Source organism: Actinoplanes sp. NPDC049316 (genome assembly GCF_040677315.1).
GTDB lineage: Bacteria > Actinomycetota > Actinomycetes > Mycobacteriales > Micromonosporaceae > Actinoplanes.
On the sequence record NZ_JBFAQM010000003.1, the window covers coordinates 317,737 to 333,324 of the forward strand.

The following is a 15,588-nucleotide window of genomic DNA, read 5'->3' on the forward strand; positions in this document are numbered from 1 at the left end:
ATGGCCGCCACCCCGGCCGGAGCGGGCCGCAACCTGGTCCTCGCCACGATCGGGTTCACCGTCAACTTCTGGGCCTGGGCCCTGCTCGGGCCGCTGGGTCCCGGCGTCAAGGAGCGGCTCGGGCTGAGCTTCGCCGCGCAGTCGCTGCTGGTCGCCGTGCCGGTCGTGGTCGGCTCGCTCGGCCGGATCCCGGTCGGCGCCCTCACCGACCGCTACGGCGCCCGGGTCATGTTCCCGCTGATCAGCCTCGTGACGATCGTGCCGGTGCTGACGCTCACGGCGGTGTCCTCGTACGCGGCCCTGATCGTGACCGGCTTCTTCCTCGGCATCGGCGGCACCGCGTTCGCCGTGGGCGTGCCGCTGGTGTCGGGCTGGTATCCGCCGGCCCGCAAGGGCTTCGCCATCGGCGTGTTCGGCGTCGGCATGGGGGGCACCGCGATCGCCAACTTCACCACCGTGCGGCTGGCCGACGCGTACGGGGAGAACACCCCGTTCCTGCTCGTCGCGGCCCTGCTCGCGGTCTACGCGGTGGTCGCGTTCCTGCTGGTGCGCGACGCGCCGGACCGGCAGCGCCCCGCCGGGTCGGCCTGGTCGCGCACCCTGGACGTCAGCCGTCTGACGGTCACCTGGCAGCTCTGCTTCCTGTACGCGATCGGCTTCGGCGGCTTCGTGGCGTTCAGCGTCTACCTGCCCGCCTACCTGCGCACCGCGTACGAGCTGACCCCCGACGACGCCGCGCTGCGGACCGCCGGTTTCGTGGTGCTGGCCGTCATCGCTCGGCCCACCGGCGGGTGGCTCTCCGACCGGCTGCACCCCGTACCCGTGCTCGTGTGGTGTTTCGCCGGCACGGCGGTCTTCGCCGTGGCGCAGGCGTTCCAGCCGGGCCTGGTGCCCGTCGCCACCATCTGTTTCCTCGGCATGGCGGCGCTGCTCGGCGCTGCGAGCGGGGCCGTGTTCGCGCTGGTCGGCAAGGTCGCTCCGGCCGACAAGGTGGGTACGGTCACCGGCGTCGTCGGCGCGGCCGGCGGCCTCGGCGGCTTCGTCCCGCCGCTGATCATGGGCTGGGTGTACGGCGTCGAGCACTCGTACGCGATCGGCCTGATGCTGTTGTCCGACATGGCCCTGGCCGCTGCCGTCTTCACCGCGGTGAAGATGAGTGGCCTCGCCACCCGCCGCACCGCCTGACGGAGGCCACCGTGGATGCCCTCTCCCTGCCCACCCTGCTGGACCACCATTTCGACGTCGCCCGCGGGCAGGCCTCCGGGCGCAGCGCGCAGACCCTGGTCGGCGGCCGCGACCGGCTGCTGCGGCAGACGGTGCTCGTGTTGCTCGCCGGGCAACGGCTCGACGAGCACGACAGCCCGGGGGAGGCCACCCTGCAGGTGCTCCGGGGCCGGGTCCGGCTGGCCGGCGGCGGGCACACCGCGGACGGCGGCCCCGGCGACCTGCTCGTCATCCCGGACGCCCGGCACAGCCTCGAGGCCCTCGAGGACGCGGCGGTCCTGCTCACCGTCGCCAAGGCGGCCTGAGCGGTCAGGCCGGGGCCGTGCGGCCCCGCCGGGTGCGCAACCAGGGACCGAGCCCGTGGCCGTCCTCGGTGGCGATGAACGCGGCCCGCGCGTGCATCAGCGCCTCCTCGGAGTGCGCCAGGCAGCCCCACACGGTGTCGCCCCACGGGTCGGCGAGCTTGACCTCGGCCGGCTCCGGGCACGGGCTGCCGTCGGTGAGCCCGATCTGGCAGGCCGCGGGGGCGCCGCCGCGGCGGCGTACGGCCTCCGCCGCCTGCTGGATCAGCGAGAACTCGGCGGCCGACCCGGTCGGCTCCGCCCGCTCGCCCGGGGCGACGGCGACCCGCTGGCCGGCGAGCACCACGTTGCCGTCCGGGTCCACGGTCCGTGCCTCGCCGCCGGGAGCGTGATCGGGGTAGCCGACGAGCTCCCACGGCAGCCCGGCCGCGCGGACCCGCTCGCCGACGAGCGCCAGGTCGTCGACGTACAGGTAGATGAGCAGCGGCAGCTCGACCTGGATCAGCGGCGGCTGCACGCACGCCAGCAGCAGCGTCTGGTCGCCGCTCTGCACGTACGACCAGCGGCCGTCGCCGTCGCCGCCGCGGCGCACCTCGGCGAAGCCGAAATGGGCGTAGAAGTCCCGGCTGAGCTCCAGGTTCTTCACGTAGCACACCGGCACGGCGGCGGAGACCCTCGGTTGCATCCCGGGAACCTACAACACCATCGGACCGGCCGCCGCCGTGGCTCGCGCGCCGGCGTGGCTCACGGCTTGACGGCGACGCCGGCTCAGCTGCACGCCGGCGTCCGGGCGCCATCACCCGGGCGGTTGCAGACCCGGGAACGTCCCGTACGGCCCCAGCTCCCCGAACGCGAGCGTCAGGTCGAGCTCGCCGACCGGCACCTCGCCGAGCTCGGGCAGCCGCGGGCGGCCCGAGCTCACGCCGAGCGTGACGTGCGGCCGGAAGTCGGCCCCGGCGGCGCCGAGCGGGCTGCCGCCGGCCTCGCGGATCCAGCCGAGCACCTCGGTGTGCAGCGCGTCCAGCCCGGGCCGGCGGACGACCTCGAGCCCGAAGTAGACCCCACCGCGTGGCACGTAGTAGTCGCCGGCGGGCAGCACCGCGTACAGCAGGCCGATGATCTTCACGCGCGTCGCCGGCGCAGGGTGACCCTGCGTGCGGGCCCGTACCGCGGCCGCCCCGGCCTCGCCCGCGTCGAAGTGCGCCACCGACACATGCGCCGGCGCGTGGTCGCCGAGCATGTTCTGCGGCGTCGGACCGGCGATCTCGGCCGCCAGCCTGGCGAGCCGGTCGTGGGTCCGGCGGCCGGGCAGCAGCACCACTCCGTACGGCATGCCGACATGCTCGCACGCGGCCCGGGTTCCGGACCGTCCACCTTGACAGCCGCCGGGCCGGATCGTTGGATGTTACCGGGAGGTAACGCCATGGCCGTGACCCGCAGACACCTGGCACTCTTCCTGGCCGCCGTGCTGGCGTGCGGAACGGTCGCGACCGCCGGGGCGGTTCCGGCCGCGGCCGCGCCGCCGGTGTGCGACACGCCGACGCCCAGCACCACCCAGCCGGGCTACCTGGTGGCCGACCCCGACTGTGATCCCGGCGGCACGCCGTTCGTGGCCCTCGCCGACGCCTCCGGCGCCCCGTCGTCGCGCGTGTACACCGGCATCCGCGAAGGTGCGGCGTGGCGCGTCGAGGTGCCGCTGCGCTGGAACGGCGACCTGGTGGTCTATGCGCACGGTTACCGCGGCACCGGCACGACCGTGTACGTGGACAACCCCGCGCTGCGCGCCCACTACATCGCCGAAGGCTTCGCCTGGGCCGCCTCCAGCTACAGCACCAACGGGTACGACGTCGGCCAAGGGGTCCGCGACTCGTACCCGCTCATCGACCAGTTCCGCCGGGTCACCGGCCGGCCGGCCCGCTCGGTCTACATGACCGGCGCCTCCATGGGCGGGCAGATCACCGCCGTGGCCGTCGAGAAGCATCCGCGCGCGTTCGTGGCGGCGATGCCGTACTGCGGGGTCCTCGGTGACACCGAACTGTACGACTTCTTCCTCGACGCGAACGTGACCGCCGCGGCCCTGGCCGGCGTCCCGGTGGACTTCCCGCTGCAGCCGCCGGCCGGCTACCCCGACCGATGGCGGGCCCGCGTGGCCCGGATCCTGCCCGCGCTGGGGGTCACCGCGGGCGCCCCGCCGGCCCTGACCGCCGCCGGCCGGACCTGGTCCGACGTCGTCGAGCGGCGCAGCGGCGGCGAGCGGCCCGGATTCGACGGGGCCTTCGCCTACTGGAACGCGGCCCGCTCGCTGGCGCCGCTCAACGACCTGCCGTTCCTCTTCGGCCTCTATCCCGGCCTCTCCGGCGGCACGGGCGGCATCGCGGACGGCAACGTCACCGACAACAGGTTTACGGTCTACCGCAGCACCGACCGGTGGTGGCCGACCCCCGCGGAGTGGCGGCTGAACGCCGAGGTGCTGCGCGTACGGCACACCGCCGAGGCGAGCCGCGGCCTGGACGGCATCCCGCGCGTGAACGGCAGGCCGAGCGTTCCGGTCCTGTCCCTGCACGACATCGGCGACCTCTTCGTGCCCCTCTCCATGGAGCAGGTGTACGCGAGGCGCGCCGCCGCGAACGGCAAGTCCCGGTTGTTCGTCTCCCGGGCGATCCGCGGCGTCGGCCACTGCGACTTCACCGCCCCGGAGCTGCAGCAGGGCTTCGACGACCTCGTGACCTGGGTGCGCGACGGCCGCCGTCCGGCGGGCGACGCCATCCTGGACCGGCGCGCGGTCGCCGCCCCGGCGTTCGGCTGCCGCTGGACGGTCGGCGTACGCCCCGCCTTCGCCGCCCAGCCGTGCCCGGCGGTCAGCGCGCCGGCCACTCCCGCAGGGGCCCGTACGCGGCCCGGTAGCTCGCCCTCCCGCCCAGCGGCGCGGTGATCGCGCGGACCCAGCCGGGCACGGCCGCCGTCCGCGAGAACCGGTCCGTCTGGGTCTGCACGTGCGTGACCCGCGGGCGGCGGACGCGCTCGTACTCCGCGGCGGCCGCCGGGGCGTCGGCGCCCGCGGCGAGCAGACCGGCCAGCACCTCCGCGTCCTCGAGGGCCAGCGCGGCCCCCTGCGCCCAGACCGGCGCGGTGGCGTGGGCGGCGTCGCCGATGAGCACGGCCCGGCCGTGCGCCCAGCGGGGGACGCGGACCTCCTCGATGGGGGAGTGGTAGAGCTGCGCGGGATCGGCGGTCGCCGCCTCGACGGTCTGGCGCACGGGCTCGGGGAAGCCGGCGAACGTCTCGGTCAGCCACGCCGGGTCGGGCTCGGCCGGGCCGCCGCGGGTGGCGCACGCGAAGCCGTACACCTCGGCGGGGGAGACGGGGATGAGCAGGTACGTGCCGTAAGTGCCGGCCCAGACCGCCCAGCAGTCCACGCCGGGGTTGGGCGCCATGAACCGGAAGCTCGCGCCGGAGAGCAGGGCGGCGCGCACCCCGTCGTCGCCGAACGCCGCCCGGCGCACGGTGGAGCGGACGCCGTCGGCGCCGACCACGAGGCTGCCGCGCACCGTCGAGCCGTCGGCGAGGTCGATCTCGGCGGCGCCGGGGTCCTGGCGTACCGCCGTCACGCCGGCGCCCTCGTGGACGGTGCCGTCCGGCAGGCCGTCGCGCAGGATGCGGTGCAGGTCGGTGCGGCGTACGCAGCGCGGCTGAGCCTCCGCGCCCCAGAACTCGCGTTCGTCCACCTGGAACAGCAGCCGCCCCCGGCCGGTGCGGTATTCGCGCCGCAGGACCGGGTGGCCCGCGGCGGCGATCTCGTCGCCCAGGCCGAGGCGGCCCAGCGCGGTGATCGCATTACCCGGCAGGTTGACCGCCAGGCCCGCGTCGGCCGCCTGCTCCCGTCGTTCATACAGCGTGTACGCAATGCCGTGTCGGTGCAGCGCGCGGGCGAGGGCGAGGCCGGCGATGCCGCCGCCGATGATCAGAACTGGCTCGGTCATGCCGCCGATCGTGGCGGGCGGCGCCTCCGCGCGCCAGCGTCACGGTACGGACGACCCTCGATCATGGACGAACGTTGCGCCGGAGGGCCGAGAGGCTGCGCGCCCGGACCAGCGCCTGCCGCCGGCCGATCTCGCGCCCGTCGGCGGTGACCTCCACGCCGTCGACCTCGTACCAGTTGTCGTCGTCGTAGCGCACCGGCCGGTTCCAGTCGACCCGTTCGACGCGCATCCGCAGCGGGCCGGCGCCGAATCGGTAGTCGGACTCGGGGAAGAGACTCACCGGCACCACCGGGCCGCGGTTCCTGTCCATCCGCCAACTCCTTCACCATCGCCGCCACAGATATGGGAGGAAACCGTCCGTACGCGACGGGACGGGAGCCGCGCACGTGCCCCAGCATGGCCATATGCCATAGCGGATGCAAGGACTCCTGCACGTGCATATGCACATTGGAACGGACAAAAGAAAGATCGGATGCGGCCCGGGGGCCGTTCGGCCGATACGGACCGGCTGATCAGCCCGCGGAGCCGTCGAGCTCGTCGAGGATCTTGCGCAGGATCGCCGTCGTCCGGTCCGGCGGTTCCGCCTCCAGGCAGGCCCCGTCCATGGTCGCGGCGTAGTGGTCCACGTCCGCCGGCTTGTCCAGGTAGAGCGCGCTGGTGAGCTGCTCGACGTAGACCACGTCGGAGAGTTCGTCCGCCGCGAAGCGCAGGATGGCGAACGGCAGGCCGGCGGCCGCCCGCGGGCTGCCCCGGAACGGCACGATCTGGATCCGGACGTTCGGCCGCTCGGCGGCCTCGATCAGCGCCTCGAGCTGCCCCCGCATCACGGCCCGGCCGCCGAAGCGCCGGTGCAGCACGCTCTCGTCCAGCACCGCCCAGACCTGCGGCGGATCCGCCCGGTGCAGCACCCGGCGGCGGTCGCGGCGCAGCGCGATCCGCCGGTCGATCTCCCCGGCCGGCGCCCCGTCGTGCCCGTGCGCGATCACCGCCCGGGCGTAGTCGTCGGTCTGCAGCAGCCCGGGCACGAAGTGCACCTCGTACGACCGGATCAGCGAGGCGGCTTCCTCCAGGCCGAGATAGCTGAGGAACCAGGCCGGCACGATGTCCGCGTACTCCCGCCACCAGCCCGGCTCGTTCGCCCGGTGGGCGAGGCTCAGCAGCTCGCGGCGTTCGCTCTCGCCCACGCCGTAGAGGGAGAGCAGGTCCGCGACGTCGCGCTCCTTGAACGGCACGCGGCCCAGCTCCATGCGGCTGATCTTCGACTCCGAGGCCCGGATCTCCCACCCGGCGGCCTCCCGGGTCACCCCGCGTTCCTTGCGCAGCCGGCGCAGCCGGGAGCCCAGCTGGATGCGCAGCGCGGCGGGGCCCGCGGCGCCCTCCCTGCCGGAGCTCATCCGTTCTCCCCGATCAGCCGACGATCCTCACCACCGACGGGGATATCCCGATGCACGTGCATCCAAACGTGCAGCTTCACCGGACGATGCTCATTCACGTGCACGATCTTAGGCGCGGTTGCGGACAGGTCCAGCTCTCGTCACCCGAGGGGTCACGACGCGGCCGGTGGCCCCGTGGTCACGTCGGACAGCGCGATGAACGCCGGTTCACCCGCGTGGAAGGTGCGGGCGACGCGGCGTACGCCGTCCGGCGACATGCCGGTGGCGCGCAGCAACGCGGCCTGGGCCGCGGCGTTCGGCGTCTCCATCGGGCCGAAGCAGCCGTAGCAGCCGCGCTGGTACGCCGGGCAGATCGCCCCGCAGCCGGCGCGGGTGACCGGGCCGAGGCAGGGGGTGCCGTGGGCGACGACGACGCAGACGTTGCCGCGTTGCTTGCACTGGAAGCAGACGCTGTGCGCCGGCACGTCGGGGCGGCGGCCCACCAGCAGGGCCGTGATCACCTCGAGGAGCTGGCCGCGGTCGATGGGGCAGCCGTGCAGCTCGTAGTCGACATCGACGTGCGCGGCGATCGGGGTGGAGGTGGCCAGCGTCGAGATGTACTCGGGGCGGGCGTACACGACCCGGCGGAACTCGTCGACGTCGGCGAAGTTGCGCAGGGCCTGCACGCCGCCGGCGGTGGCGCACGCGCCTATGGTGACCAGCGTGCGGCTCATCTCGCGGACCCGGCGGATGCGCTGCGCGTCCTCCGGCGTCGTGATCGAGCCCTCCACCAGCGACACGTCGTACGGGCCCGGCTCGACGTGCCGGGTGGCCTCCAGGAACTGGGCGATGTGCACCCGGCCGGCGACGGCGAGCAGCTCGTCCTCGCAGTCCAGCAGGCTGAGCTGGCAGCCGTCGCACGAGGCGAACTTCCACACCGCGAGCGTGGGTACGGAGACAGCAGCAGTCATCACAGCTCCCGGACGGTGAGCAGGGAAGCGGCCCGCCCGTACGGCACGACCGGACCGTCGCGGCAGACCAGCAGCGGCCCGAGCTGGCAGTGCCCGCACCAGCCGCAGCCGCAGCGCATGGTGCGCTCGAGCGAGATCTGCACCCGGTCGGCGGCCACCCCGCGGGCGACCAGCGCCTCGGCGGTGTAGCGCATCATGATCTCCGGGCCGCACACGAAGGCCACGGCGCGGCGGGCGTCGAAGCGGGCCTGCGGGATCAGCGCGGGCACCACGCCGACGTGCCCGGTCCAGCCGGCGGCCGGCCGGTCCACGGTCACGCCCACGTGGGCGCCCTCGCGTGCCCAGCCGCTCAGGTCGGCGGGGTACAGCAGCTCGGCGGGGGTGCGGGCGCCGACGAGCACCACCAGGGCGCCGTACCGGGCCGGGTCGTCCAGGACGGCGTGCACGAGCGGGCGTACCGGCGCCAGGCCGATGCCGCCGGCCACGATGACGACGTCGCGGCCGGTGGCGGCGGCGAGGTCCCACGGGGTGCCGAACGGGCCGCGGACGCCGACGACCGCTCCGGGCCCCGCGTCGTGCAGGGCGCGGGTCACCGCGCCGACCGACCGTACGGTGTGCGTCAGCCGGCGGGTGCGGCCCTCGGCGGTGGTCTCCACCGCGCTCAGCGAGATGGGCACCTCCCCGATCCCGTACGCGGTGAGCATGGCGAACTGCCCGGGCGCGAATCCCGCCAGCGGCGCCGATTCGTTCACCAGCTCGATCGTGACCGTGTCGGCGGTCTCGGCGCGGCTCGACACGACCCGGTACGGCTGCGGGAACACCGGCGCGGCGGGGGGCGTGGCGGTCGCCGGGTGGCTGATCATCGGCCCGTCCCGTCGTCCGCGGCGTCGCCGGCCGGCCGCAACGCCGACAGCGCGGCGACCTCCCGGGTGATGTCGATCCCGGCCGGGCACCAGGCGATGCACCGGCCGCAGCCGACGCAGCCGGAGGAGCCGAACTGGTCGTGCCAGGTGCCGAGCTTGTGCGTGATCCACTGGCGGTAGCGGGCCTGCCCGCTGGAGCGGACGTTGCCGCCGTGCAGGTGGGTGAAGTCGAGGTCGAAGCAGGAGTCCCAGCGGCGCCAGCGTTCGGCGTGGTCGCCGGTGAGGTCGGTGACGTCCTCGGTGGTGGTGCAGAAGCAGGTCGGGCACACCATGGTGCAGTTGCCGCAGGTCAGGCAGCGCGACGCGACGTCGTCCCAGTGCGGGGACTCGCGGGAGGCGGTGAGCAGCTCCGGCAGCCCGTCCGCCGGCATGGACCGGGTCATCCGCGTCGCCGCCCCGGCGACCGCGCCGGCTGCGTGGGCGACGTCGTCGTCCCCGGCCGCGCGGGCCGGCAGCTCCGCCAGGATCTCGGCGCCGGCGGGGGTGCCGGCGCGGATCAGGAACCGGTGCTGCCCACCGTCCAGCATCTCGGTCATCGCCAGGTCGAAGCGCGCGTCGGCGTGCGGGCCGGTGCCCATGGACGCGCAGAAGCACACGGCACCCGGCTCGGTGCACTCCACGGCGATGACGAGGTTGCCGTCGCGGCGTCCGGCGTAGACCGGGTCGGCGTAGCGGCCGCCGGTGAGGACCCGGTCGAGGACGGCGATCGCGGCCAGGTCGCACGGGCGTACGCCGAGCAGCGCGAACCGGCGGCCGTGCTCGGGTTCGCCGCCCACCATCGAGCCGTCGGGCGTGCGATCGGCCGACCAGAGCTTCGCCCGGGCGGGATGCAGCACGTTCTTCCACGACTGCGGGCCCGCCGAGTGGCCGAACGCGGCCTCGTCGGCTCGCCGGCGCAGGCGGTACCGCCCGGCCTCGGTGTCCACGCCCCACCCGTACGGCAGCTCCGCCGCCGAGGAGAGCTCGGCGATCACGATCGCGCCGTCGCGGACAGTCGGCCCCATGACGGTGTACCCGCGGGCCTCCAGCGCGCCGAACAGCGCGGGCAGCGCGGCCGCGTCGAGCAGCGCCGGCGCCGGGGTCAGGGTGTGCGGTTCGGTCTGGGACGCCATGGCGGCCTCCTGTCGTCAGCCGGTGTTGACGGGGGACCGTCCCCGGACGACGGTCGTCGGGCAGTCGGCGTGGAACATCAGGTGCTGGCTGACCGAGCCGAGCACCAGCCCGGTCACGGCGCCGTGACCGCGGTCGCCCACCACGACCAGCTGGGCGCAGCGCGACCACTGGCTGAGCAGCACACCGGGATCGCCCCGGACGACCTGGCGCCGTACGGGCACGTCGGGGTAGCGCTCACCGACGCCGGCCAGCGCCTCGGCGAGCACCCGCTCCTCCTGCGCGTCGCCGGACCAGAACTCGTACGTCATCGGCAGCTTGCTGTTCAGTTCCGTCCAGTCGTTGCCGCTCCACGCGTGCAGGGCCACGAGGCTGGTGCCGCGCAGGGACGCCTCCTCGAGGGCGACCTCGAGGGCCGGCACGGAGTTCGGCGACCCGTCGATGCCGACCACCACGGGACCGATGCTGCGGGGCTCGCCGCGGACCACGAGCACCGGGCACGCGGCGTGCGCCGCCAGGTGCAGCGCCACGGAACCCACGAGCATCCCGCCGGTCCCGCGTTCACCGACGACGACGAGGTCGGCGTGCCGGCTCTCGTCGGTCAGGACGGTCGCGGGGCGCCCGGCCGCGAGCTCGGTGGTCACGGGCACGCCGGGCGCCACCTTCGCGGCGGTCTCGGCGGCCTCGGCCAGCCAGGCCCGGGCCTCCTGTTGCGCCGTCTCCGGCACGCCCTCGGTCATCCCGGGCGGCATCGGTACGGGCAGTTTCGGCCAGTGCAGGGCGTGCACGATGCGCAGCGGCCGGTGGCGGCGGGCGGCCTCGGCAGCCGCTATCTCGACCGTACCCCGGCTGTGCGCGGGCGCATCCACACCGACGACCACGGCGGCTCCGGCGACAGTGGCCATGACGCACCTCCTGCTGGGTGGACCTCAGAAACAGCATCCGTCGCCATGGATGGGCCCGGCAGGGCCGATGGTCCCGCGTTGGGGCGCCGTGGGCGTACGGCCCGGCGCAAGGGTCCTTCGGGCATCGATAGGGTGCGATCGGCCTCACTGTGGATCAAGCAACGCTCGTAGAGTGTGGTGATCGGCGGCCTCGAGGAGGCAGGATGTCGACGCACCAGCGGGCCGGCGGCGGTACGGCCACGGATCTCACCGCCCGGATCTCGTCCCACCCGTTCTTCGCCGCGCTCGTCCCGCACCACCTGGGGGCGCTGCGGGAGACCTGCACCCCGGTGTCGTACCCGCAGGGCGCACGCCTCTTCACCGAGGGCGGCCCGGCCGACCACTTCTGGCTGCTCGAGCACGGCGACGTGGCGCTCGACCTGCAGGTGCCCGGGCACGGCGCGCTGGTGCTCGAGACGCTGCCCGCGGGGACGCTGCTCGGCTGGTCCTGGCTGTGTCCGCCGTACCGCTGGCATTTCGGGGCGGTGGCCCGCACCGCCGTGACGACCCTGCGGTTCGACGCCGGCCTGGTCCTGCGCCGCTGCGAGGCGGACCCGTCGTTCGGCTACGCGATGATGCGGCTGGTCACCCCCGTCATCATCGACCGGCTGCAGGCCACCCGGCTGCGCCTGCTGGATCTGTACGGACCGCCCGGTGGAAGGCGGCGACAGCGATGACGCACCGCTCCGACCGGATCCTGGACGTCCGCGCGCTGGCCCGGGTCGAGGGCGAGGGCGCGATGCACGTCCGCGTCCGGGACAGCACGGTGGAGGACGTCCGGCTGGAGATCTACGAGCCGCCCCGGTTCTTCGAGGCGTTCCTGCGCGGCCGGGCGTACACCGAGCCACCCGACATCACCGCGCGGATCTGCGGCATCTGCCCGGTCGCGTACCAGATGAGCGCGTGCGCGGCGATCGAGGACGCCTGCGGGGTCACTGTGGACGACGGCATCGCGGCGTTGCGCCGCCTGCTGTACTGCGGGGAGTGGATCGAGAGTCACACGCTGCACATCTACCTGCTGCACGCCCCGGACTTCCTCGGCTACGCCGGCGCCCTCGACATGGCCACCGACCACCGCGGCCTCGTGGAGCGCGGCCTGGCCCTGAAGAAGGCCGGCAACGACATCGTGGAGCTGCTCGGCGGGCGTCCCATCCACCCGGTCAACGTGCGGGTCGGCGGCTTCTACCGGGCGCCGCACCCACGGGAGCTGCGCGGCCTGCGCGAGACCCTGCGGCGGGCGCTGGACCTGGCCTGCGACACGGTCGACTGGGTGGCGGGCTTCGAGTTCCCCGACTTCGAGCACGACCACGAGATGCTCGCCCTGGTCAGCCCCGGCCGGTACGCCATCGAGTCGGGGACGCTCGCCACCACCGGCGGCCTGACCTTCGCGCCGCAGGAGTTCGAGCAGCACATCATCGAGGAGCAGGTGAAACACTCGACCGCTCTGCACGCGAGCCTGGCCGGTCGCGGCTCCTACGTGGTCGGCCCGGCCGCCCGGTACGCGCTCAACCGGCAGTGGCTGCCGCCGGTGGCCCGCGAGACGGCCGACGCGGCGGGGCTGGGCGCGGACTGCCGCAACCCGTACCGCAGCATCGTCGTGCGGGCCGTCGAGAACGTGGTCGCGGTGGAGGAGGCGCTGGCGATCATCGACACGTACGAGCCGCCGCCGCGCCCCTTCGTGGACGTGCCACCCCGCGCCGGCGTCGGGTTCGGCGCCACCGAGGCCCCGCGTGGCATCCTCTTCCACCGCTACCGCCTCGACGACGACGGTCTGATCACCGCCGCCCGGATCGTCCCGCCGACCTCGCAGAACCAGGCGGCGATCGAGGACGACCTGCGCCGCTTCGTCTCGGCCCGGCTCGAGCTCGACGAGGAGCGGCTGACGCGCGAGTGCGAGCAGGCCATCCGCAACTACGACCCGTGCATCTCCTGCGCGACCCACTTCCTCGACCTCGTCGTCGACCGAGGGTGAGCGGTGGGCGGCCAGCGCCGGCGCGTCATCGTCGGCATCGGCAACGAGTACCGCAGCGACGACGCGGTGGGCCCCCTGGTGATCGCCGAGCTCCTCGCCCGGCAGCCGGGCGATCCGGCGCTGTCGGGCGTCGAGCTGCGGGTCAGCGACGGTGACCCGGCCGGCCTGCTGATGATGTGGGCCGGCGCCGAGGTGGCCGTGGTCGTCGACGCGGTCCGCATGGACGGCGCGCCCGCCGGTCACCTGCACGAGCTGGTCGCCGACGACCTCGCGGCGCAGGCCGGCGCGCCGGTCGCCACCTCGCACGCGATCGCCCTCGGCGAGACCGTCGCCCTGGGCCGGGCCCTCGGGCGCCTCCCGCGCCGCCTCGTGGTGCTCGCCGTCTGCGGCAAGGACTTCGGATTCGGGACGCAGCAGACCCCCGAGGTGGCCGCCGCCGTGCAGCCGATCGCCTCGCGGGCCCGCGACCTCGCGAGCGCGCCGTGACGGCGCCGGCCTGGCTGGTCCGGGTCCGCGGCACCGTCCAGGGCGTGGGCTTCCGGCCGTACGTCCACCGGATAGCGACCGGGCTGCGCCTCGACGGCGTGGTCCGCAACGTCGACGGTGACGTCTGCATCGAGGTCAGCGCCCCCTCGGCGGCCGTGGCGGCGCTGACCCGCACCATCCGTGAGAACCCGCCGCCGCACGCGGTGATCGACGAGATCAGCGTCCGGCCGCTCGGTTGTCTGCCGGCCCGCACCGGGTTCGCCGTCGAGCTCAGCGCCGGCGGCGCACCGGTGGCCGCCCGCGGCTTCGCCGGTCTGCCACCCGATCTCGCCACCTGCGACGACTGCCTGCGCGAGCTGTTCGACCCGGCGGACCGCCGCTACCGCTACCCGTTCCTCAACTGCACCGCCTGCGGGCCGCGGGCCACGATCATCGACGAGCTCCCGTACGACCGGGAGCGTACGGCGATGGCCGGATTCACGCTGTGCCCGGCGTGCGCCCGCGAGTACCACGATCCCGCCGACCGCCGCTTCCACGCCGAGCCGATCGCCTGCCCCGCCTGCGGCCCGCGTCTCGTGTGGACGGGCGACCCGGCGGAGGCGTACGCCGAGGACGCTCTCACCGAAGCCGTGACGGCGCTGACGCGCGGCCGCATCGTGGCGCTCAAGGGCCTCGGCGGCTACCAACTGGTCTGCGACGCGACGGACGCGGCCGCGGTGGCGGCCCTGCGGACGCGCAAACGCCGGCCCCGCAAGCCCTTCGCCGTCATGGTCGCCGGCGCCGCCGCGGCGGGCGGGCTGGCCGAGCTCACCGGCGCCGACGCGGCCCTGATGGCGTCCCCGGCCCGCCCGATCGTGCTCGCCCCGGCGCTGCCGGGCGACGAGCTGGCGGCCGGCGTCCACCCCGGCACGCGCCTGGCCGGGCTGTTCCTGCCCGCGACCCCGCTGCATCATCTCCTGCTGCGCGCCATGGCGCGGCCGCTCGTGGTGACCAGCGGCAACGTGTCGGACGAGCCGATCGCCATCGACGACCGGCAGGCCCGTCGCTCGCTGGCCGCCGTCGCCGACGGGTTCCTGCACCACGACCGGCCGATCCGCGCCCGCTACGACGATTCGGTGGCCCGGGGGGCCGGCGGACGCGGCCGGCTGGTGCGCCGGGCCCGCGGCTACGCTCCCCGGCCGGTGCCGATGCCGGTTCCGGCCCGGCGCCCGGTGCTGGCCGTCGGCGCGCAGCTCAAGCACACGTTCACCCTGGCGCGCGGCGACCTGGCCCTGATCGGGCCGCACGGCGGCAGCCTGGACGACGCGGACGCTCTGGCCGCGTTCGCGGCGACCCGCGAGCAGCTGTGCCGGCTGCACCGGTTCGTGCCCGAGATCGTCGCGCACGACCGGCACCCCGGCTACCTGTCCACCGCGTACGCCCTCGAGAACGCGCCCGCCGAGCGGCGGATCGCGGTGCAGCACCACCACGCGCACGTCGCCGCCTGCGCCGCCGAGAACGCGGTGGAGGCGCCGTTCCTCGGCGTCGCGTACGACGGGCTGGGGTGGGGCGAGGACGGCACGTTCTGGGGCGGGGAACTGCTGCTCGCCTCGTACACCGGTTTCCGGCGGCTGGGCCGCTTCTCCCGGGCGCCGATGCCCGGAGGTGAGGCCGCGGTCCGCCGGCCGGCGCGGATGGCGCTCGGATACCTGTACGGCGGCGAGTTCCCCGCCGGGGACGAGCGGGCCGTCGACGTCCTCGACCGCCTCGACGCCCGGGAGCGGCGGGTCGTGCGGCGGATGGTGGAACGGCGCGTGAACTGCCCGCAGGCCGGAAGCGCCGGGCGCCTCTTCGATGCCGTGGCCGCGGTTCTCGGTGTCTGCGACGACGCGAGTTACGAGGGCGAGGCCGCGGTCATGCTCGAATCCGTGGCCGCGACGGCGACCGGCCCGGCCACGCCGCTGCCCTGGAGGCTGCGGACGGCCGGCGGCCTGTGGGTGTACGACGGCGGCATGACGCTCGCGGCGCTCGTCGAGGCGGTGCGGGCCGGCGAACCCGTGGCCGCGCTCGCCGCAGGCTTCCACCGTACGGTCGTGGACGTGACGGCCGAGATGTGCGCGCGGGCGGCCGAGCGCACCGGCGTGACCGTCGTGTGTCTGTCCGGCGGCTGCCTGCAGAACGGTCTCCTGGCCGCGCAGTTGCCGCCGGCGCTGGAGGCGGCCGGGCTCAGTGCCCGGCTCGGCGCCGAGGTGCCCGCCGGAGACGGCGGCGTCAGCTACGGCCAGGCCGTGATCGCCGCGGCCCGGACCGCCGCGGAAGGATGA

At 74.8% G+C, this 15,588-nt stretch carries 16 protein-coding genes; 7 read left to right on the top strand and 9 right to left on the bottom strand.

Annotated elements, in window-relative coordinates; genetic code table 11:
* Both AB0K03_RS06720 and AB0K03_RS06725 read left to right on the top strand, forming a co-directional pair.
* Window positions 1-1,185 carry an MFS transporter gene (locus AB0K03_RS06720; RefSeq protein WP_364681479.1) on the top strand — a complete coding sequence of 395 codons (1,185 nt, stop codon included), beginning with the start codon at window positions 1-3 and terminating at the stop codon, window positions 1,183-1,185.
* Between the two features lie 11 nt (window positions 1,186-1,196).
* The gene (locus tag AB0K03_RS06725; protein WP_364681481.1) at window positions 1,197-1,529 is read left to right on the top strand and encodes a LuxR family transcriptional regulator; all 333 of its coding nucleotides are present in this window, start codon (window positions 1,197-1,199) and stop codon (window positions 1,527-1,529) included.
* A 4-nt stretch (window positions 1,530-1,533) separates the two neighbouring features.
* Here the strand turns inward: AB0K03_RS06725 and AB0K03_RS06730 are convergent, their stop codons facing one another.
* Window positions 1,534-2,211, bottom strand: coding sequence for a VOC family protein (locus tag AB0K03_RS06730; protein WP_364681483.1), 678 nt, complete (start codon window positions 2,209-2,211; stop codon window positions 1,534-1,536).
* Window positions 2,212-2,322: 111 nt separating this feature from the next.
* On the bottom strand, window positions 2,323-2,859 hold the full coding sequence (locus AB0K03_RS06735) for a hypothetical protein (RefSeq protein WP_364681485.1): 537 nt from the start codon (window positions 2,857-2,859) through the stop codon (window positions 2,323-2,325).
* A gap of 90 nt (window positions 2,860-2,949) precedes the next feature.
* Here AB0K03_RS06735 and AB0K03_RS06740 point away from each other — a divergent pair, with 90 nt between their 5' ends.
* Window positions 2,950-4,458: a phthalyl amidase gene (locus AB0K03_RS06740; protein ID WP_364681487.1), complete on the top strand. Its 1,509-nt coding sequence runs from the start codon at window positions 2,950-2,952 to the stop codon at window positions 4,456-4,458.
* On the opposite strand, the gene AB0K03_RS06745 is transcribed toward AB0K03_RS06740, so the two are convergent.
* The 7 genes from AB0K03_RS06745 to AB0K03_RS06775 all read right to left on the bottom strand — a co-directional run bounded on the left by AB0K03_RS06745 (window position 4,385) and on the right by AB0K03_RS06775 (window position 10,788).
* Window positions 4,385-5,506, bottom strand: a complete 1,122-nt coding sequence (locus tag AB0K03_RS06745) for an NAD(P)/FAD-dependent oxidoreductase (RefSeq protein ID WP_364681489.1) — start codon at window positions 5,504-5,506, stop codon at window positions 4,385-4,387. The two genes, AB0K03_RS06740 and AB0K03_RS06745, sit on opposite strands and share 74 nt — an antisense overlap.
* A 61-nt stretch (window positions 5,507-5,567) precedes the next feature.
* The gene (locus AB0K03_RS06750; RefSeq protein WP_364681491.1) at window positions 5,568-5,816 is read right to left on the bottom strand and encodes a hypothetical protein; all 249 of its coding nucleotides are present in this window, start codon (window positions 5,814-5,816) and stop codon (window positions 5,568-5,570) included.
* Between the two features lie 202 nt (window positions 5,817-6,018).
* On the bottom strand, window positions 6,019-6,900 hold the full coding sequence (locus AB0K03_RS06755) for a helix-turn-helix transcriptional regulator (RefSeq protein WP_364681493.1): 882 nt from the start codon (window positions 6,898-6,900) through the stop codon (window positions 6,019-6,021).
* 152 nt (window positions 6,901-7,052) lie between these two features.
* Entirely contained in the window at window positions 7,053-7,850 is a 798-nt protein-coding gene (locus AB0K03_RS06760; RefSeq protein ID WP_364681495.1) for an oxidoreductase, read from the bottom strand.
* Window positions 7,850-8,713 (bottom strand): FAD/NAD(P)-binding protein, encoded by an 864-nt coding sequence (locus tag AB0K03_RS06765; protein ID WP_364681497.1) that lies wholly within the window; start codon window positions 8,711-8,713, stop codon window positions 7,850-7,852. Before AB0K03_RS06765 ends, AB0K03_RS06760 begins: the two co-directional genes overlap by 1 nt.
* Window positions 8,710-9,885 carry a 4Fe-4S dicluster domain-containing protein gene (locus AB0K03_RS06770; RefSeq protein ID WP_364681499.1) on the bottom strand — a complete coding sequence of 392 codons (1,176 nt, stop codon included), beginning with the start codon at window positions 9,883-9,885 and terminating at the stop codon, window positions 8,710-8,712. The genes AB0K03_RS06765 and AB0K03_RS06770 overlap by 4 nt, the downstream gene beginning before the upstream one ends.
* Before the next feature lie 15 nt (window positions 9,886-9,900).
* The gene (locus AB0K03_RS06775) at window positions 9,901-10,788 is read right to left on the bottom strand and encodes a universal stress protein (RefSeq protein WP_364681501.1); all 888 of its coding nucleotides are present in this window, start codon (window positions 10,786-10,788) and stop codon (window positions 9,901-9,903) included.
* Window positions 10,789-10,991: 203 nt separating this feature from the next.
* On the opposite strand from AB0K03_RS06775, the gene AB0K03_RS06780 reads away from it, so the two are divergent.
* Genes AB0K03_RS06780 through hypF form a run of 4 tightly spaced genes read left to right on the top strand, consistent with a single transcriptional unit; the run spans window position 10,992 to window position 15,588 of the window.
* A complete protein-coding gene (locus tag AB0K03_RS06780; RefSeq protein ID WP_364681503.1) occupies window positions 10,992-11,504 on the top strand; it encodes a Crp/Fnr family transcriptional regulator in 513 nt (170 codons plus the stop codon).
* The gene (locus tag AB0K03_RS06785) at window positions 11,501-12,799 is read left to right on the top strand and encodes a Ni/Fe hydrogenase subunit alpha (RefSeq protein ID WP_364681505.1); all 1,299 of its coding nucleotides are present in this window, start codon (window positions 11,501-11,503) and stop codon (window positions 12,797-12,799) included. The genes AB0K03_RS06780 and AB0K03_RS06785 overlap by 4 nt, the downstream gene beginning before the upstream one ends.
* 3 nt (window positions 12,800-12,802) lie before the next feature.
* Window positions 12,803-13,285, top strand: coding sequence for a hydrogenase maturation protease (locus tag AB0K03_RS06790; protein WP_364681507.1), 483 nt, complete (start codon window positions 12,803-12,805; stop codon window positions 13,283-13,285).
* Window positions 13,282-15,588, top strand: coding sequence for a carbamoyltransferase HypF (gene hypF / locus AB0K03_RS06795; RefSeq protein WP_364681509.1), 2,307 nt, complete (start codon window positions 13,282-13,284; stop codon window positions 15,586-15,588). The genes AB0K03_RS06790 and hypF overlap by 4 nt, the downstream gene beginning before the upstream one ends.

Excerpts from the sequence above, each read along its gene's own strand:
- AB0K03_RS06720 (WP_364681479.1), top strand. The coding sequence starts at position 1 with ATGGCCGCCACCCCGGCCGGAGCGGGCCGCAACCTGGTCCTCGCCACG.
- AB0K03_RS06730 (WP_364681483.1), bottom strand. The coding sequence starts at position 2,211 with ATGCAACCGAGGGTCTCCGCCGCCGTGCCGGTGTGCTACGTGAAGAAC.
- AB0K03_RS06735 (WP_364681485.1), bottom strand. The coding sequence starts at position 2,859 with ATGCCGTACGGAGTGGTGCTGCTGCCCGGCCGCCGGACCCACGACCGG.
- AB0K03_RS06740 (WP_364681487.1), top strand. The coding sequence starts at position 2,950 with ATGGCCGTGACCCGCAGACACCTGGCACTCTTCCTGGCCGCCGTGCTG.
- AB0K03_RS06745 (WP_364681489.1), bottom strand. The coding sequence starts at position 5,506 with ATGACCGAGCCAGTTCTGATCATCGGCGGCGGCATCGCCGGCCTCGCC.
- AB0K03_RS06750 (WP_364681491.1), bottom strand. The coding sequence starts at position 5,816 with ATGGACAGGAACCGCGGCCCGGTGGTGCCGGTGAGTCTCTTCCCCGAG.
- AB0K03_RS06755 (WP_364681493.1), bottom strand. The coding sequence starts at position 6,900 with ATGAGCTCCGGCAGGGAGGGCGCCGCGGGCCCCGCCGCGCTGCGCATC.
- AB0K03_RS06760 (WP_364681495.1), bottom strand. The coding sequence starts at position 7,850 with ATGACTGCTGCTGTCTCCGTACCCACGCTCGCGGTGTGGAAGTTCGCC.
- AB0K03_RS06765 (WP_364681497.1), bottom strand. The coding sequence starts at position 8,713 with ATGATCAGCCACCCGGCGACCGCCACGCCCCCCGCCGCGCCGGTGTTC.
- AB0K03_RS06770 (WP_364681499.1), bottom strand. The coding sequence starts at position 9,885 with ATGGCGTCCCAGACCGAACCGCACACCCTGACCCCGGCGCCGGCGCTG.
- AB0K03_RS06775 (WP_364681501.1), bottom strand. The coding sequence starts at position 10,788 with ATGGCCACTGTCGCCGGAGCCGCCGTGGTCGTCGGTGTGGATGCGCCC.
- AB0K03_RS06780 (WP_364681503.1), top strand. The coding sequence starts at position 10,992 with ATGTCGACGCACCAGCGGGCCGGCGGCGGTACGGCCACGGATCTCACC.
- AB0K03_RS06785 (WP_364681505.1), top strand. The coding sequence starts at position 11,501 with ATGACGCACCGCTCCGACCGGATCCTGGACGTCCGCGCGCTGGCCCGG.